The 14,750-nt window shown below is 62.6% G+C and carries 13 protein-coding genes; 6 read left to right on the top strand and 7 right to left on the bottom strand.

Annotated features, from left to right (window positions below):
- Window positions 1-145: 145 nt before the first annotated feature.
- From SINAR_RS0121300 to SINAR_RS0121280, 4 genes are all read right to left on the bottom strand, one after another.
- Window positions 146-1,981: an aminopeptidase P family protein gene (locus tag SINAR_RS0121300; RefSeq protein WP_028000945.1), complete on the bottom strand. Its 1,836-nt coding sequence runs from the start codon at window positions 1,979-1,981 to the stop codon at window positions 146-148.
- A gap of 591 nt (window positions 1,982-2,572) precedes the next feature.
- Complete coding sequence (locus tag SINAR_RS0121290) at window positions 2,573-3,448, bottom strand: 50S ribosomal protein L11 methyltransferase (RefSeq protein ID WP_028000944.1); 876 nt, start codon at window positions 3,446-3,448, stop codon at window positions 2,573-2,575.
- A gap of 160 nt (window positions 3,449-3,608) precedes the next feature.
- Complete coding sequence (locus SINAR_RS0121285; protein WP_028000943.1) at window positions 3,609-4,208, bottom strand: SCO family protein; 600 nt, start codon at window positions 4,206-4,208, stop codon at window positions 3,609-3,611.
- Between the two features lie 152 nt (window positions 4,209-4,360).
- Entirely contained in the window at window positions 4,361-4,519 is a 159-nt protein-coding gene (locus SINAR_RS0121280) for a hypothetical protein (protein WP_028000942.1), read from the bottom strand.
- 250 nt (window positions 4,520-4,769) lie between these two features.
- Here SINAR_RS0121280 and SINAR_RS0121275 point away from each other — a divergent pair, with 250 nt between their 5' ends.
- The 4 genes from SINAR_RS0121275 (at window position 4,770) to SINAR_RS0121260 (ending at window position 8,713) form a co-directional block, all read left to right on the top strand.
- The gene (locus SINAR_RS0121275; RefSeq protein WP_028000941.1) at window positions 4,770-6,839 is read left to right on the top strand and encodes a methyl-accepting chemotaxis protein; all 2,070 of its coding nucleotides are present in this window, start codon (window positions 4,770-4,772) and stop codon (window positions 6,837-6,839) included.
- A gap of 2 nt (window positions 6,840-6,841) precedes the next feature.
- Entirely contained in the window at window positions 6,842-7,306 is a 465-nt protein-coding gene (locus SINAR_RS0121270) for a chemotaxis protein CheW (protein ID WP_003536237.1), read from the top strand.
- 287 nt (window positions 7,307-7,593) lie between these two features.
- Window positions 7,594-7,989, top strand: coding sequence for a hypothetical protein (locus SINAR_RS0121265; protein ID WP_028000940.1), 396 nt, complete (start codon window positions 7,594-7,596; stop codon window positions 7,987-7,989).
- Between the two features lie 364 nt (window positions 7,990-8,353).
- Window positions 8,354-8,713, top strand: a complete 360-nt coding sequence (locus SINAR_RS0121260) for a hypothetical protein (protein WP_028000939.1) — start codon at window positions 8,354-8,356, stop codon at window positions 8,711-8,713.
- Window positions 8,714-8,894: 181 nt separating this feature from the next.
- Here SINAR_RS0121260 and SINAR_RS0121255 read toward each other — a convergent pair whose 3' ends face one another.
- A complete protein-coding gene (locus SINAR_RS0121255; protein ID WP_028000938.1) occupies window positions 8,895-9,392 on the bottom strand; it encodes a CreA family protein in 498 nt (165 codons plus the stop codon).
- Between the two features lie 103 nt (window positions 9,393-9,495).
- Complete coding sequence (locus SINAR_RS0121250; protein ID WP_028000937.1) at window positions 9,496-10,728, bottom strand: GGDEF domain-containing protein; 1,233 nt, start codon at window positions 10,726-10,728, stop codon at window positions 9,496-9,498.
- Between the two features lie 174 nt (window positions 10,729-10,902).
- Between SINAR_RS0121250 and SINAR_RS0121245 the strand changes: the two genes are divergently transcribed.
- Together SINAR_RS0121245 and SINAR_RS0121240 are read left to right on the top strand one after the other, a co-directional pair.
- The gene (locus SINAR_RS0121245) at window positions 10,903-11,604 is read left to right on the top strand and encodes a phosphoribosyltransferase (RefSeq protein WP_028000936.1); all 702 of its coding nucleotides are present in this window, start codon (window positions 10,903-10,905) and stop codon (window positions 11,602-11,604) included.
- 87 nt (window positions 11,605-11,691) lie between these two features.
- Complete coding sequence (locus SINAR_RS0121240; RefSeq protein ID WP_028000935.1) at window positions 11,692-12,153, top strand: GNAT family N-acetyltransferase; 462 nt, start codon at window positions 11,692-11,694, stop codon at window positions 12,151-12,153.
- Window positions 12,154-12,208: 55 nt separating this feature from the next.
- Here SINAR_RS0121240 and SINAR_RS0121235 read toward each other — a convergent pair whose 3' ends face one another.
- Window positions 12,209-14,728 carry an ATP-dependent helicase gene (locus tag SINAR_RS0121235; RefSeq protein ID WP_028000934.1) on the bottom strand — a complete coding sequence of 840 codons (2,520 nt, stop codon included), beginning with the start codon at window positions 14,726-14,728 and terminating at the stop codon, window positions 12,209-12,211.
- Window positions 14,729-14,750: the final 22 nt, after the last annotated feature.

Here is a 14,750-nt window from a genome sequence, read left to right as displayed (position 1 = left end):
AATAAAATACAGTAGAATTCTCGGGTTACGCAGGAGCGTCGGCCCCAATATAACGGTGTCGTTGGTTGAGAAAATCGACCCTCCCAACGGAGGCCCGGCGGTACCCCAGCCCCAGCCCAACCGCCGGGCCACCCCCGTTCCCGGTCTATCGGACGATTGCTTCCGTGGCGCTGGTCAACCAGTCACGCGTGTCCCGGTCCGCCAGCAGTGGCATCAGCTTTTCCCGCGTTTCCGCATGATAGGCATTCAGCCAGTCAAGCTCGTCGTCCGTCAGCAGGGCAGGAAGAACGAGCCGGCGGTCGATCGGGCAGAAGGTCAGCGTGTCGAAAGACAGCATAGGCTGATCGCCGCCCTCGATTTCCGCAGGTTCGCGCGTGACGACCAGGTTCTCGATGCGGATTCCGAAGGCGCCGGGGCGATAGTAGCCGGGTTCGTTGGAAAGAATCATGCCGGGCAGCAATTCCTGGGTCGCGAGCCGGGCAATGCGCTGCGGCCCTTCATGAACAGAAAGATAGGAACCGACGCCGTGGCCGGTTCCGTGAGCGTAATCGGCACCGGCCTTCCACAGGGCGATCCGGGCGAGCGGATCGAGGTCGACGCCACGTGACCCCTTCGGGAAGCGCGCCGTGCTGATTGCGATCATGCCCTTCAGCACGAGCGTGAAAAACCGCTTCTGTTCTTCCGGCACCGCACCGATCGCGACCGTACGGGTGATGTCGGTCGTTCCGTTGATGTATTGCGCACCGGAGTCGATCAGAAACATGGTGCCCGCCTCGATCGCCCGATCTGTTTCGTTCGTGACCCGGTAATGCATGATTGCAGCATGCGAGCCGGCACCGGCGATGGTGTCGAAAGAGATGTCCTTCAGGGGGTTCTGCATACGCTCCCCGACGGCCGCGCGCGCCGCTTCCAGCTGCCTGGTTGCGCCGATTTCGGTCACGCTTCCGGGCTCTCTCCCGTCCAGCCACGCGAGAAACTCGACCATCGCCGCACCGTCCTGCAGGTGCGCCCGGGTCGATCCGGCGATCTCGGCGGCATTCTTGCAGGCGCGGGGGAGGCGGGCGGGATCGACGGCTTCGACGACGGAGCCTTCTTTGCTGCGGATCAGTTCGCCGATCGCGAAGGGGGCGAGATCCGGATCGATCATGATCGCTGCGCCCGTAGAGGCGAGGGCGGCGAGCCGATCGTCGAAGGTCGCCGGCGCCATTATGTCGGCAAGCTGGGTCAGGTAGGCCTCCTGCTCGATGCCGGTTTTGCGTTTGTCGAGGAAGAGTTCCGCGCAGCCGTCCGCATGGATGATGGCACGCGCCAGCGGGTGGGGAGTGTGGGGAACGTCACTGCCACGTATGTTGAAGGACCAGGCGACCGAGGAGGGATCCGTCAGAACGACGGCCGCGGCCCGCGCCTTTGCCACGCCCGCCGCGATCGTCGCAATCTTGTCCTTCGCCAATTGCCCTGCATGCTCGACCGGCTGGATCGTCACCGGGCCGAGCGGTGCTGAGGGCCGATCGACCCAGAGCCGGTCGAGCGGATTGTGATTGAGAAAGACGATGCTGCCGCCGATCGCGGCGAGCGCCTTTTCAAGCCGGCGAACTTCCGCCGCCGTGTGCAGCCAGGGATCGATGCCGAGGCGGAACCCCTTGGGTCCATGGCGCTCCAGCCAGACATGCGGCGGTTCACCGATGAGATCGCCGAGGGTGAAGACGCTGCCATCCACCTGTTCCTTGAGCTGGGTCACGTAACGGCCGTCGACGAAGACGATCGCTTCGCGCTGCGTGACGAGCGCTATGCCGGCCGAACCGGTGAAGCCGGTCAGCCACGACAACCGCTCGGAACAGCGGGGCACGTATTCTCCTTGAAATTCGTCGGCACGCGGCACGAGAAAGCCATCGGCGCCGAGGGTTGCGAGGGCGGCACGCAGGGCGGTGGTTCGCTCCTTGCCGAACTGGGGCGCGGAGGTGACTTCGAAGGATTGGAACATGGACTTTCCCGGTAAGCTTGGCGGAGAACCGCAGGTGAGATGGGCCATGTTAATGCATGTGGCCCGAAAGTGTGCAGCGGTTTTGGGATAACCACATGCATAAATAACAACTCAGACCCCGGCCGAAGGAAGAGGCGAGACTCCTCCGCGCGAAGGACATTTGCTCATTTGTCATACATATGCGCGCGGCGCATGGCACCCATGCCGGAATGCATCTTTCTCTATCAAAATTATAGTTTATAAGCGCGGTCAACGAACACGGACGAACGTCCGCCGGTTCAAAAGACTGCAGTTCCGAGAATGGTTGGCCATCTGTTCTCCTCCTCCCTCAGGGTGGTCAGCTTCGGAACGGTAGAGCCCGCTTGAGCGCTCCTCCTCCTCAAGCTCGCGGGTATGGTCGGTCAAAAGCCGACCAGCAGGCGATGCTTCGGCATCGCCTTTGTTTCGAAAAGGCCGCCCGTCATGATGGACTGGGCGGCCTTTTCGGCATTCCGGGGTCTCACTTCGGTCGACACTCATTCTATCGTCATCCCAGGAGCGGCCGTACTGCCTCGGATGCCGCGATCGGACGCGTCTGTGATAAGCGCGAGCTTATCTGGTCAGATGAATGGTAACCCAGCCATTGCGCCAGAGGGTGCGCGCATGCTTGAGGTTCTGGCCGTTATAGGCCGCGAGCACCTTCCAGCGCTGTTCGGCGAGAATGCCTGAAAGAATGACCGAACCGCCCGGAGCGAGATTGGCCGCAAGCTGCGGCGCCATCTTCATCAGCGGCCGCGCCAGAATGTTGGCGATGATGAGGTCGAAGGGACCGCTGGCGCTGAAGGTGGTCGAATGGAAGCCCGGCGCAGTGGCGAAGGTCAAGCCGTTGACGACGCCGTTGCGACGCGCGTTGTCGGCCGCGACGCGGGTTGCGACCGGATCGATGTCGGTTGCGAGCACCGGGACGTGCAGGAGCTTCCAGGCGGCGATCGCCAGCACGCCGCTTCCCGTCCCGAGGTCGAGCGCGTTGCGAACCGGCCGGACCCGGGCGACGGAGGCAAGCATTTCGAGGCAGCCGGCCGTCGTGCCGTGATGGCCGGTGCCGAAGGCCTGGCCGGCATCGATCTCAATGGCAATCTCACCCGGCTTCACCTTGTCGCGATCATGCGAGCCGTGGATGACGAATCGGCCCGCGCGCACGGGGGCGAGGCCTTCCAGCGACTTGGCGATCCAGTCCACATCCGGGAGCACTTCGCGCTCGATCGAAAGATGCGCAAAATCGCCTTCGAGCGCCCGGGCGAGGCGCGATTTCACGCTCTCCTCTTCATCCGTCATCATATAGACGGAGGCCTCCCAGACATCCCGCTTCTCGTCGATCTCCATGGTCGCGATCGCATAATCGTCCTCTTCGAAGATTGCGCTCATGACGTCGAGGACGGCTGCCGCCTGCTTCTCGGTAGTGGTGACGAAAAGTCGTATCTCGCTCACGGTGCTTTCCTTCGGCATGCAGCCATTCAAAGGGGCCACAGTGATTTCGGCGCGTCCGAGCGGATGCGCGACGCTGTGGGCGGTCCGCCGCTATCATGAATGAGGTACAAAGGCAAAGCGCCGGGTTTCCCGGCGCCTGCAGAATACATGGGCAAACGTTTTAGCCGCGCGCGAGGTTTTCCAGCTTCTTCACGGCCGTTTCGGGATTTTCGCCATAGGAGATCGTTCCGCTGAACCGGCCGTTGGCATCTAGCAGAAAGACCGATGCGGTATGATCCATCGTGTAGTCGCCGTCCGGCTTTGCCTCGTCTGTCGGGACCTTCTTGTAATAGACGCGGTAACCCTTGACCATTTCCAGCACTTTGTCAGGCGGACCGGAGATGCCGGTGATGCGCTTGGACACGTTTGAAACATACTGGCCGAGCACCTCGGGTGTATCGCGCTCGGGATCGACGGTGATGAAGTAGGCCTGCAGCCTGTTTCCGTCGGGGTCGACCTTTTCGAGCCAGCCGTTCAGCTCGAACAGCGTGGTCGGGCAAACTTCCGGGCAATGGGTGAAGCCGAAGAAGAGCGCTGTCGGCTTGCCGGTGAACGCCCTCTCGGTGATGGGTTCGCCATTCTGCGCGACCAGGGAAAAGGGCACGCCGAAAGAGCCGGATGCGGCCTGCTGTTTCGACTGGGTCATGTCGTAGGTGAGCCACCCGAGAACGGCCACCATGACCAGAATGGCTGTCCAGAGAAGGATGCGTATGGATTTCATCATTGCCACCAGTCTGTTGCTGCCCGATACGCGTTTGAACAGGCGCGCGGCGTCATAGGGCACTCAGGAATGTAGAGCGTTGATACCGCTTCGGACACATTGGTGCAAAGGGGACAATTGCCGCAGGCAGGTTCCGGCCGGCCCGTTCCGTCTCATATGCACCAGGCAAGACCACTTTGCGCCAGCGACAGGAAGATGTCGGCGCCATTCGTGATCCAGCCTCGGAAGGCAAGCAGAAAGACGAGGGCGAGCCCGCCGGCGACGACGGCGAAGATCAGTGGAGAGAGCGACTTCTTGGTTTCCGAGCGCATGAAGCGATCATAGCATCGCAAGGCGGAAGGAAAAGGGCGGCTGCGGCTGAAACGCGTGATCTTGTGCAAAGCCGCGGCGGGTGTTTTAGCAATTGTTTAAGGTCTGTTTGCCACTGTCCGCCGACGCGGAGAAGTGCACCACTTCGATATGACATGAGGTCATCCGGTTTGATCGAGCCCGGTTTTCCGCATCGATCGCAACGGAGGACCCCGCCTGCCGCCGGCGGGTCCAGCTAGGACTGCCATGTCGATGAACACCCTTCCATCCGTCAAGCGCAAGCTTTCCGTCAGCCAACGCCTTGCGACGCTCGCGGGCGCAGCTTTTCTCGGCTTCGGGTCCATTCTTGCCGTCGGCATGTATGAGCAAGGCAACTCGGAGCTGGCGCTCGAAAACGCGGCTGTCGCTCAGCGCGGCATGGGAATGCTCGAGGAAATGCGCCTTGCCCGCGTGGAACTCGTGCTTGCGGCGATGGACACGATCGTCGACCGCAGCGAAGGCGGGATACAGCCGGAACGTGCGGCTCAGATCCGGTCCTCGCTGGAGATGATCGAGGGCAAGCTAGCCGATGTCGAGGCGCTTGCGCGACTGCTCGGAAAGCCGGAGGTCCTTGCCGGCTTCGAAGCGGATTTCGCCGAACTACGCAAGGCAGTCGAGCAGGACCTGAAGACGCTCGTTGAGGCCGGAGCACCGGCCGATGAATTCGCCCGCATCGACGATGTCATCGACGGGGCCGGCGGGCGCCTTGGCGCGTCCCTTGCGCAACTGGCAGATTCAGCAGCCAACCTGGCCTCGGCGCGCATCGCCGACGTCCACACCAGCGGGCAACATGCGCTCATGCTCCAGAGCGCTGCCTGTTTGCTGGCGATGGCGACCCTGATCGGGCTGATCTGGTTCCATGGGGCCGTCTTGCGCCAGGGAATCCTCGGGCTGCGCGACAGCATGCGACGAATACATTCGGGCGACCTTGCGGCTGGTGTGGCGGGGCTCGAACGCGGCGACGAAATCGGCGAGATGGCCCGCTCGGTGGAGCTTTTCCGGGCATCGGCAATAGAGAAACGTTCGCTCGAGGAAGGAGCGCGGGCGAGCCGGCAGGAAATCGAAGCGGAGCGCGAGCGCCAGGAGACGGAGCGGGAGCAGGCGGTTCAGCTGATCAAAGCTGCGGTCGAAACCCTCGGCCGGGCGCTCAACCAGCTTGCAGAGGGCAACCTGGCGGTTGCAATTCAGGAGCCGTTCGAAGGCGGGCTCGACGCCTTGCGCCGCGACTTCAACAATACGGTGGAACGGCTGAGCCATGTCCTGTCGACCGTCAAGGACAATACCGCTTCTATCGAATCGAACGGGCGGCAGATGCGCAGCGCCGCCGATGATCTGGCACGGCGGACGGAAAAACAGGCGGCGTCGCTGGAGCAGACTTCGGCCGCGCTCGAGGAAATCACCGTAACGGTGAAGACCGCGACAGAGCGCGCCGAGGAGGCGAGCCATATGGTCGACGAGACGCGCATAAATGCCGAGGAGTCCGGCCGCATCGTCGGAGAGGCGATCGCCGCCATGGCCCGTATAGAGGGTGCTTCCAGCGAGATCGGCAAGATCATCAACGTGATCGACGAGATTGCGTTCCAGACCAATCTGCTGGCGCTCAATGCCGGCGTCGAGGCCGCGCGGGCAGGGGAGTCCGGCAAAGGCTTTGCCGTCGTCGCCCAGGAGGTGAGGGAGCTTGCCCAGCGCGCCGCCGGTGCCGCGAAGGATATCAAGGTTCTCGTGAGCCGCTCGGGCAACGAGGTAAAGACCGGCGTAAGGCTGGTGCAGGAGACCGGCGACGCGCTTGGCCGCATCGGTGAGAAGGTCGCGCGCATCAACGAACATATGAGCTCGATCGTCATGGCGGCGCGCGAGCAATCGACCGGCCTGCACGAAATCAACACAGCCGTCGCTCAACTCGATCAGATGACGCAGCAGAATGCCGCTATGGTCGAGCAGACGAATGCGGCGAGCCATACGCTTGCGCAGGATACCGAGAAGCTCGGTGAACTCATCGGTCAATTTCGCCACGGACGGGCGCGCGAAACGGCGATCCGTACGGCCGCTCTCCAGCCGTCGGGCATGGCAGGCTCGGGCACGGCAATCGCTCCGGCGCGGGCGGCAACTGCCGCTGCCGCCACGCCCGGCTCGTTTCGCAAGCCCGCGGTCGTGCAATCATCCACGCGTCCAGCCCCGTCTCCAGCAAAGGCATTGATGGGGCAACTGGCTGGCGCATTCGGCAACAGTCCGGGGTCAACGCCGTCGGTAACGGCGTCCGGTGAAAATTGGGAAGAGTTCTGATCATGAGCAACGCAATCAAGCAGTCGGGCGCCTATCTCGAAATCGTCTCATTTCACCTCGGTGAACAGGAATTCTGTATAGACATCATGGCGATCCGGGAAATTCGCGGCTGGGCGCCGGTGACGCCTATGCCGCACACGCCCCCCTATGTTCTCGGCCTCATCAACCTGCGCGGTGCCGTTATTCCGGTCATCGACATGGCCTGCCGCCTCGGCATGAAGATGACCGAACCGTCGGAGCGTTCCGCCATCATCGTCACCGACATCAACGGCAAGCTCGTCGGTCTGCTGGTCGAACAGGTATCGGATATGATGACGATCCGCAGCGAAGACCTGCAGCCCGCGCCGGAGATCATCCCGGAAGCACAGCGCGCCTTCTGCCGCGGCATCGTCGCGCTTGAGAAGTCGATGGTCTGCTTCCTCAACCTCGACACCGTGATCGCCGAGGAATTGGCGCAGGCGGCATAGAACGCTTCCGGGACGAAGAGACGAGACCCGCGACAGCGATCCTTTTTGCAAGAGCCTTCGGTCGTGCAGCAACGCAGATGCGCGGCGGCAGGGGCCGCCTTGGGCTCCCGCACAAGGCGATCCGCATCACGGCGGCATGAGCAAATGTGAAAACGTACCGGTCGCGCGTAAGGAACCCCTGCACGCGCAACGAGTTATGAAAAGGCAGCATTTGGCGAGAAGCCCTCTGCTGGTGATTACAGCCTCCGCGTTTGGAAGCTGATGTGAAAACAGACAGGAGCAACGCCATGAAAGTCACTTTCAGAACATCGCTCGCTGCATTTGCCCTCTCATCGGCGCTTGCCGGCGTCGCGGCGCCGGCCATTGCAGACAGTTATTATCCGGGGATCGACCCGCATAATCCTCCCGGGACCCAGAATGCAGGGTCGGTAATGGTACCCGTACCGGCACGTCCCTACTACGTCGATCCCGCACCGACCGGCACCGTCTATGTGGACCCCGCCCCGACGGGCAGCGTTTACGTCGATCCGGCCCCGACCGGCAGCATCTACGTAGAACCGGCGCCGGGCAGCAGAGCGAGCAACGCGCCGGGCCGCGTGCGAGAGCACTATACGAATGAGTATCAGGGACCCGGCGAGGGCGATTATTATCAGGGCCTCACGCCGCCGGCACCCCGTCCCTAGGCGCCTTTAAAGCATTCCGCTTTCTCCGAATCGCGGAACCGTGGAGCCCTTTGTCTGCCGCAATTCCGGAGGGAAAACCGCTGGAATTGCGGTGACCCTTCGGGAGCGCGCTCTCTCGCGGACCGCCTCTAGGCGAGGGTCCGCTGCTGAACTCAGAGCCGGTGAGAGGACGTACCTGGCGCAGCCTTCCGGTGGCAGGCCGGACTTTCACACGCGATGCTGCACTTACGGCGCTCTAGCGGGCGTCAAGTTACAGTTGCGTAATGCGCATCACTCTTGAATGAGCAAAAGTGACAAAACGTCAAACGCGCTCGACGGGTGCCGGGTGTTATGTTGGTAACCGCAGCATTCGTTGGAGGCTCGTATGCTGAACAACAGCATCCGTTGGGAGGTCGGATGCCTAACGGACATAGGAGTTAATGCCATGAGAGTTTCTCTGAGAACATCATTTGCTGCATTTGTCCTGTCATCCGCCTTGGCCGGTGCCGCTGTGCCGGCCTTTGCGGACAGCTACTATCAGGGTCTCGACCCGCACAACCCTCCGGGAACGCAGAACCAGGTGCGCATGCCGACGTCGCGCAACCTGCCTCCCTCTTCGGTTGACCCGACCGCAACGGGCAGTATCGACGGCGTTCGTATGATGTCTCCGAGTCGTACCTACCAGGAGAGATATGATCCGGGTGAGGGCGACTACTATCGGGGCGTCGTGCCGCCTAAACCGTAAGGCGCGAAATCAGCGACTGCATGTTTCCTCGAGGCGCACCAGCTCAAGAAACAATGTGTGCGGCGTAAACTGCGAACGTTCAGTGTGATAGAAAACGCGACGCTGCAGCTCGGAAGGGGAGTGCGAAACCCGTGCTCGCCTTCCGATCGTTTTGATCTGCTGCGTTCGCCGGATCGTGCGCCTATTCCGGCCGGCCTTTCTTCCAGGTGACCGACTGACCATAGAGCGGGACCGTGGTGATCGACATCTTGGCCGATCCGTCCGTCAACTGCCGCGAATGCGCGAGATAGATCAGCGTGTCGTTGGCCTTGTCGTAGATGCGCGTCACCAGCAGGTTCTTCCAGATGAGCGACAGTCCGGAACGGAAGACTTCCTCTCCCTCCTGCGACAGGTCGATATCGTCGATGGTGATCGGGCCGGTCTGGCGGCAGGCAATGGAGTTGTTCGACGGATCCTCGAACCAGTTGCCGTTCTTCAGGCGGTCGATGACACTGCGATCGAAATAGGTAACGTGGCAGGTAACCCCGCTCACCTTCGGGTCGCTTACGGCATCGATCTTGATGTCGTTGCCAAGCCAGTCGACCCCGACCTCGCCAACGGTTTCAGCGTGAACGGGCGAAACCGCCGCGGCCGAGACGGTGAGGCCGGCGATAAGCAAGGCGCGGATGCGGCGTAGCATGTGTATCCTCCAATGAACTGCACCGTTCAGATAGGCGGCGGATACTGCAATGCAAGCACCGGCCGCCACGTCGGTCGGCATGCAGTATCCGTTGTGGGAGAAGTCACGCCGAGTGGCGGAGCTCCTGCCGCCCGGCACGCGCTTCGCGCAACTGCGCGGCGGCTGCCGCAAGGGCGCGGGCGCTGGAGTCCACGCGGCGATCCCTTGCAATCGAGCAACGGTCGCGGCCGTCAGCCTTGGAGTCGTAGAGGGCGAGGTCAGCGCGGATCATGACGTCCGTAATCGTCTCGCCCGCGATGGCGGCTGCGATCCCGATGCTGACGGTCAGACGGATACGCTGATGCGAGCGGCCGGCAGGCGTCTCGCGCACGACGTGGCAGATGTCCTCGGCAAGCGCCTTTGCCTGCTCTTCCGTGTGGTCCGGCAGGACGATGCCGAATTCCTCGCCGCCGATCCGCCCGAGGACGCCCCGTCCGGCGAGGAAATTGGAGACGGTCTCGGCAAAATGCGCGAGCGTCATGTCGCCGCAGGCATGTCCGTATTGATCGTTGATCTGTTTGAAGAAATCCAGGTCGAGCAGCAGGAAGGCAGCCGGCCTCTGGCGCGCCAGGCATTCGACTAGGATCCGCTCGCCCTCCTCGATAAGCGCCCCGCGCGACAGCGAACCCGTCAGACCGTCGCGTGCGATAGCGGCTCTCAATTCGCCGATGATTCTGGCCTGCATCGCAACGATCAGGGCGAAGAAGAGGAGGGGAAGGCACAGCACCCGCATGGCAACGGCCAGCAAATCGAACAGGATCGATGCGGGCGAGTCCGGTGCCGGCAAGGCGTGCGACGATGGACCAAGCACATGAGCAAGGGCGGTGAAGGTCACGAGAGCGGAGCCGACGACAACAGCCTGGAGCGACGGCCGCTCGTTCGGCCAGCGGTTGGCCGCGGCCAGACCAAGAACGAGAATCGGAACGGCGACCACGCCCGCGACGACGATTGCGGCGGCGGCCGGGCTGTCATTGCCGCCAAGCGCAATGACGAAGCCGAGCACGCCGCTCGAGAAGGCCAGTACCAGGCAAAGCGAAGTGGGCAGCCACAATACGAGGAACCGGCGGAGGCCCTCGAGGACGAAGAAGAGGGAAACGGCGAGGCTCGCATAGCCGAACATTGCCGCGATCGGCGCCTGCAACGCCGCCGCAACCGTCAGGGCGCATGCCGATGCTGCCGAGAGCGCACAGCCCGCGGAGAACTCTCGAACGCCTGCAACGGGCATGCGCCGCAAGGAAGCGAGAACGGGCAGCATGGCAAGAAGCGCGATAACGGGTATGGCGGAGAGAAAGCTCATTTCGAAACGGCCTGTCGTGCTAAAATAAAGTGCGGCTTGCGTTCCAGCCATTATGCAAGGCCAATTGGTAACGGCGGCGCATTAACGAAAGCTGGCGAAATTCGCTGCAATTTGAGCGATCACTCTCTCCATGGTTGTGGCGATCGGTCGCGGGCTTTTCAGGGAGTAGATATCATGGCCCAGGAAGGCATACCCCTTGCAGACATGCCCTTTGCAGACAGGGCCGACGCCGGCCGAAGGCTTGCCCATGCCATCGAAGCTGATGTCGTCCAAAAGGAGGACTTCGCCGATCCGCTGGTCATGGCATTGCCGCGCGGCGGCGTACCGGTCGCCTTCGAGGTGGCAAGAATCCTCGGCGCGCCCCTCGAACTCCTTATCGTTCGCAAGATCGGCGCCCCCGGTCATTCCGAATTCGGTCTTGGAGCGCTCGTCGACAGTGACGAGCCGCAGGTCGTGTTCAATGCCGAGGCGATGCACATCGTGAATCCATCAGAAAAGTACGTCCAGGCGGAGACCGAGCGGCAGATGCTGGAACTCGCCCGTCGCCGCGCCCTCTATCTCGGCGATCAGACGCGGATTTCCTCACAAGGGCGCAACGTCATCATTGTCGATGACGGAATTGCCACGGGCGGCACGGCCAAAGCTGCGGCGAAAGCCTTGCGGCAGGCGGGCGCAGCGGCGCTGATGCTCGCCGTGCCGGTCGCGCCGAAGAGCGCGATCGTCAGCCTGCGGGACGAGGTGGACCGGCTCGTCTGCCTCGCCACCCCCAGCCCGTTCCATGCGGTCAGCATCTATTACGACGACTTCGAGCAGACTACGGATGCCGAAGTGATCGCGCTGTTGAGGCAAGCGAGAGGAGAATCCGAAAGCGGATAACCGATCGGGACCTTGCGGCCGGGACGATGACACAGGCCTTTGACAAGGATAGTCGTAGTGTGTCGGAACTTGGAACAAGGATTGAAAATGACGGAAAATCTTGCCATTCGCCCGGTGACACGCCTCGACTACGGGCAGTGGCTGCCGCTTTGGACCGGCTACAACGCCTTCTACGGCCGCGCCGGCGAAACGGCGCTGCATCCCGACGTCACCCGAATGACCTGGTCGCGCTTTTTCGACGCCTATGAGCCGATGCATGCGCTGGTCGCGGAAAGCGAGGGTCGGCTCATAGGCCTGACGCATTACATTTTCCACCGCAGCACGACGTCGATCCAGCCGAATTGTTATCTGCAGGATCTGTTCACCGAGGAAACCGCCCGGGGCAGGGGCACCGGCCGGGCGCTCATCACCGGCGTCTACGAAGCGGCGAAACGTGCGGGGTCGCCGCGTGTCTACTGGCTGACCCACGAGACGAATCAAACGGCGATGCAACTCTATGACCGGATTGCCGAGAAGTCGGGCTTCGTGATGTACCGAAAGATGTTCTGAGGCCGAGAACAGATCGGAGCGTTTCGCAATTTCATCGAAACGGTAAAACGCTGCGTCACGCCCGCTCCACAAACCCGTCCAGAACGCGCTTCTGCCCGGCGCGGTCGAAATCGATCGTCAGCTTGTTGCCCTCGATCGCCGCGATGTTGCCGTTGCCGAACTTGATGTGGAAGACCCGGTCTCCGACATTGAAGCGGGACGGCTCGGCGCTTGTCGATTTGGCGACGAGCTCGCCTTCGATGGTGCGCGTGCGGGGGCCGGATTCGCCGTAGCCGATGCGCTCGATGGCGTGGCCGGAGCGGGTGCCCCAATTATCGCGGGTGGCGTCCGAGCGGTGCTGCTGGGCACGCTTCCAGCCGGGCGTCTGGTAACTGTTCTCGAAGGGATCGGCCTTGTCGAAGCGCGACTGGCCGTAACCGCCGCGACCATAGCCGCCATAGGAGACCTCCTGTTCGGCGACCTCTACGTGGGCTATCGGCAGCTCGTCGAGGAAGCGCGAGGGGAGCGTCGATTGCCAGAGGCCATGGATGCGCCGATTCGACACGAACCAGATGTGACAGCGGCGCTTGGCGCGGGTGATGCCGACATAGGCGAGCCGGCGTTCCTCCTCCAGGCCGGCGCGGCCGCCCTCGTCGAGGGCACGCTGATGCGGGAAAAGCCCTTCTTCCCAGCCGGGCAGGAAGACGGTGTCGAATTCCAGCCCCTTGGCCGAATGCAGCGTCATGATGGAGACTGCGTCCATATCCTCGTTCTGCTCGGCGTCCATCACCAGTGCGACGTGCTCGAGAAAGCCGCGCATGGACTCGAAGGCCTCCATCGACCGGATGAGCTCCTTGAGGTTTTCGAGGCGTCCGGGCGCTTCCGCCGATTTGTCGGCCTGCCACATGGCGGTATAGCCGCTTTCGTCGAGAATCTGCTCCGCAAGTTCGGTATGCGGCGTCGTCTCGAGCAATGTCTGCCAGCGGCGGAAATCGGCGACGACGTCGAATAGACCCTTGCGCGCCTTCGGCTTCAGCTCGTCCGTGTCGACGATCTCGCTTGCCGCGGCCAGCATCGGGATGTCGCGGGCGCGGGCATAGTCGTGCAGGGTGCGGACGGTCGTCTCGCCCAGACCGCGCTTCGGCGTGTTGACGATCCGCTCGAAGGCGAGGTCGTCGGCCGGCTGGCAGACGAGGCGGAAATAGGCCATGGCATCGCGGATTTCGAGCCGCTCATAGAAGCGAGGGCCGCCGATGACGCGGTAGTTGAGGCCAAGCGTGACGAAGCGGTCCTCGAATTCGCGCATCTGGAAGGAGGCGCGCACGAGGATCGATATGTCGTTCAGATTGTGTTTCTTGCGCTGGAGCTGCTCGATCTCCTCGCCGATCGCGCGAGCCTCCTCTTCGGAGTCCCAGGCGGCATGAACATGCACCTTCTCGTCGTCGGGGTTCGTGCGCTCGGTAAAGAGCGTCTTGCCGAGCCTGCCCTCGTTATGGGCGATCAGATGCGCCGCCGCGCCGAGGATATGCTCGGTCGAGCGGTAGTTGCGCTCCAGCTTGATGACCTTGGCACCGGGGAAATCCTTCTCGAAGCGGAGAATGTTGTCCACCTCGGCGCCGCGCCAGCCGTAGATCGACTGGTCGTCGTCGCCGACGCAGCAGATGTTGACGGTGGGCTTTCTCTCTTCGGCGCCAGGGGAATGCCGCTCCCCCTTGTGGAGAGGGGTTGGGGAGGGGGTGTTCTTCGCGGAACCCTGCGTCCGCTGGGCCAGCAGCCGCAGCCACATATATTGCGCCGTGTTGGTATCCTGATACTCGTCGACGAGAATGTAGCGGAACTTGCCGTGATACTCCTTGAGCACGTCCGGATTGGCGCGGAACATGCGGATCGGGTGCAGCAGCAGATCGCCGAAGTCGCAGGCGTTCAGGGTCAGCAGCCGGTTCTGATAGGCGGCGTAGAGCTCGCGGCCCTTGCCGTTGGCAAAGGCGCGGGCATCGCCTTCCGGAATCTGCGAAGGGTCCAGCCCTTTGTTCTTCCAGGTGTCGATCATCCCGGCGAATTGCTTGGCGGGCCAGCGCTTATCGTCGAGTCCCTCCGCCTGAATGAGCTGTTTGATGAGGCGAACAACGTCGTCAGTGTCGAGGATCGTGAAGTCGGATCTAAGACCCACGAGCTCGGCATGGCGGCGGAGGAGTTTGACCCCGATCGAGTGGAAGGTCCCGAGCCAGGGCATGCCTTCGACGGCGTGGCCGACGAGCACGCCAATGCGCTCCTTCATCTCCCGCGCTGCCTTGTTGGTGAAGGTGACGGCGAGAATCTGCGAGGGATAGGCGCGGCCGGTCGAAAGGATATGCGCGATCCGTGTCGTCAGAACGCGCGTCTTGCCGGTGCCGGCGCCGGCGAGCACGAGCACGGGGCCGTCCAGCGCTTCGACAGCCTCCCGCTGTTCCGGATTGAGGCCGGAAAGATAGTCCGGTCGCTGCGCCTTGTCGCGGGCGGCCATGGCGCGCGCGGCGATGCCTCCGGCGGCGGCCGCAGCTTGCCGCGGCGCGGGCTCCTCGTCGAAGAAGGGAATATCGTCAAAACCTTTGCTCATGCGGCCCAATGTAGTGATTCGG

Origin of the sequence: Sinorhizobium arboris LMG 14919 (assembly GCF_000427465.1) — a bacterium.
Classification (GTDB): domain Bacteria; phylum Pseudomonadota; class Alphaproteobacteria; order Rhizobiales; family Rhizobiaceae; genus Sinorhizobium; species Sinorhizobium arboris.
Note: the sequence above shows the minus strand (reverse complement) of the source record. Positions and strands in the feature narration are given on the sequence as shown.